Source organism: Longimicrobiaceae bacterium (assembly GCA_035696245.1).
Lineage (GTDB): Bacteria > Gemmatimonadota > Gemmatimonadetes > Longimicrobiales > Longimicrobiaceae > DASRQW01.
Genome location: DASRQW010000514.1, coordinates 1 through 2103, shown reverse-complemented (window position 1 = coordinate 2103; position 2103 = coordinate 1). Strand labels below are relative to the sequence as shown.

Here is a 2103-nt window from a genome sequence, read left to right as displayed (position 1 = left end):
GGGCGTACAGGCTCTGCGCGTACCGCTCCAGCCGCTCTTCGTCGCCCAGCCGGTCCACGACCTCGATGCCCTGCATCGACACGCCGACGCGCGCCGCCGTCGCCTCGATCCGCTCCGCGCGGCCGATGAGCACGGGGTGGGCGATGCCCTCGGCCACGCTGAGCGCGGCGGCGCGGATGATCCGCTCGTGCTCGCCCTCGGGGAAGGCGATGCGGCGCGGGTCGCGGCGGGCGCGGATGAAGACGTCGCGCATGACCTCGCGCCCGCGGCCCAGGCGCGCCTCCAGCTCGCCGCGGTAGGCGGCCGGATCGACGTCCCTCCGCGCGACGCCCGTCTCCACCGCGGCGCGGGCGACGGCGGGCGCCACCCACAGCATGATGCGCGGGTCGAAGGGCTTGGGGATCAGGTACTCGGGCCCGAAGCGGAAGCGCTCGTCGCCGTACGCCCGCTCCACGCTTTCCGGCACGTCCATGCGCGCCAGCTCGGCCAGCGCGCGCGTGGCGGCCATCTTCATCTCGTCGTTGATCGCGCGCGCCCGCACGTCCAGCGCGCCGCGGAAGATGAAGGGGAAGCCCAGGACGTTGTTGATCTGGTTGGGATAGTCGGTGCGCCCCGTGGCCATGATCGCGTCCGACCGCACGAGCGCGACCTCTTCCGGCGTGATCTCGGGGTCCGGGTTGGCGAGGGCGAAGATGATGGGCCGCTCGGCCATCGACGCCACCATCTCCGGCGTCACCGCACCCGCGACGGAGAGGCCCACGAAGATGTCGGCGCCGTCCATCGCGTCCGCCAGCGACTGCGCCTCCGTTCCCGAGGCTGCGAAGCGCGCCTTGTACGGGTCCAGCCGCGACGGGTCGCGGTCGGCGCGGATCACGCCCTTGCTGTCGCACATCACGATGTTCTCGCGCCGCACGCCCAGCGTCACGTAGTGCTCGGCCGTGGCGATGGCCGCCGCGCCCGCGCCGCTGAACACCACGCGCACGGCGGCGATGTCCTTGCCGGTGATGTCGAGCGCGTTGAGCAGCGCCGCGCCGGAGATCACCGCCGTTCCGTGCTGGTCGTCGTGGAAGACGGGGATGTCCAGCCGCGCCTTCAGCGTCTCCTCGATGTAGAAGCACTCGGGCGCGGCGATGTCTTCCAGGTTGATGCCGCCCACGGTGGGCTCCAGCAGCTCGCAGAAGCGGATCACGTCGTCCGGGTCCTTCGATCCGACCTCCAGGTCGAAGACGTCGATGTCGGCGAAGCGCTTGAAGAGCACGGCCTTGCCCTCCATCACCGGCTTGGCCGCCATCGGCCCTATGTCGCCCAGGCCCAGCACGGCGGTGCCATTGGAGACCACGGCCACCAGGTTCGCGCGGGCGGTGTAGCGGTCCACCGCCTCGGGGTTGGCGGCGATCTCCAGGCACGGCGCGGCCACGCCCGGCGAGTAGGCCAGGGAGAGGTCGCGCTGCGTGCTGGCGGGCTTGGTGGGCACCACGGCGATCTTGCCGGGGCGGCCGCCGCTGTGGTAGTCGAGGGCGTCCTGCTTGAGCGTGGACATGTCGCTTCGGACCTCCGTTCTGGTGCGTGGGCAAGCCGGAAGCGTACTCCCCGCCGCCGCCGGGGTCAACCCGCCGCGGCCCATCGTCCACGGGCCGCACGCGGAAAGGCCCGGCGGAGATGGCTATCCGCCGGGCCGGACGCCCGCAGCTCCCTGGGTTCAGCGTCCCATGCTCAACGCCCGGCGGGCACGCTGCGCAGCACCACCCGCGCCATCTGCACCGTGGCCTGCGGCGGCATGCGGCGCCCGCCCGGCAGCTCCAGCCCCTCGGGCACGAAGGTGACGGTCACGTCGCCCGCCGCCACCGCGCGGCGCAGCACGGGCGCCTCGGGCCCCAGGTCCAGCGCCACGTCGTAACCCGCCCCGCCGCCGTGCTGGTGCGACACGATCTCGAAGAAGTCGATGGTGCCCACGTAGTGCCCGTCCGCCGCGGCGTTGCGGAGCGCCCTGTCCGCCTCGTTCGCAGGGAGGTTCACGAAGACGTGGTACAGCACGCCCGGGTTGCGAGCCACGTGCACGCCCTCCAGCCGCAGCTCCACGCGCGTGGCCGCGGCGGCGCGCGC

Annotated in this window: 2 protein-coding genes; both read right to left on the bottom strand. The window is 72.9% G+C overall.

Annotated elements, in window-relative coordinates; translation table 11 throughout:
* Positions 1 to 1540: phosphate acyltransferase (locus VFE05_22920; protein ID HET6232948.1), on the bottom strand; the 1540-nt coding region annotated here is incomplete at its 3' end.
* Between the two features lie 173 nt (positions 1541 to 1713).
* On the bottom strand, positions 1714 to 2103 hold a 390-nt coding region (locus VFE05_22915; GenBank protein HET6232947.1), incomplete at its 5' end, for a hypothetical protein.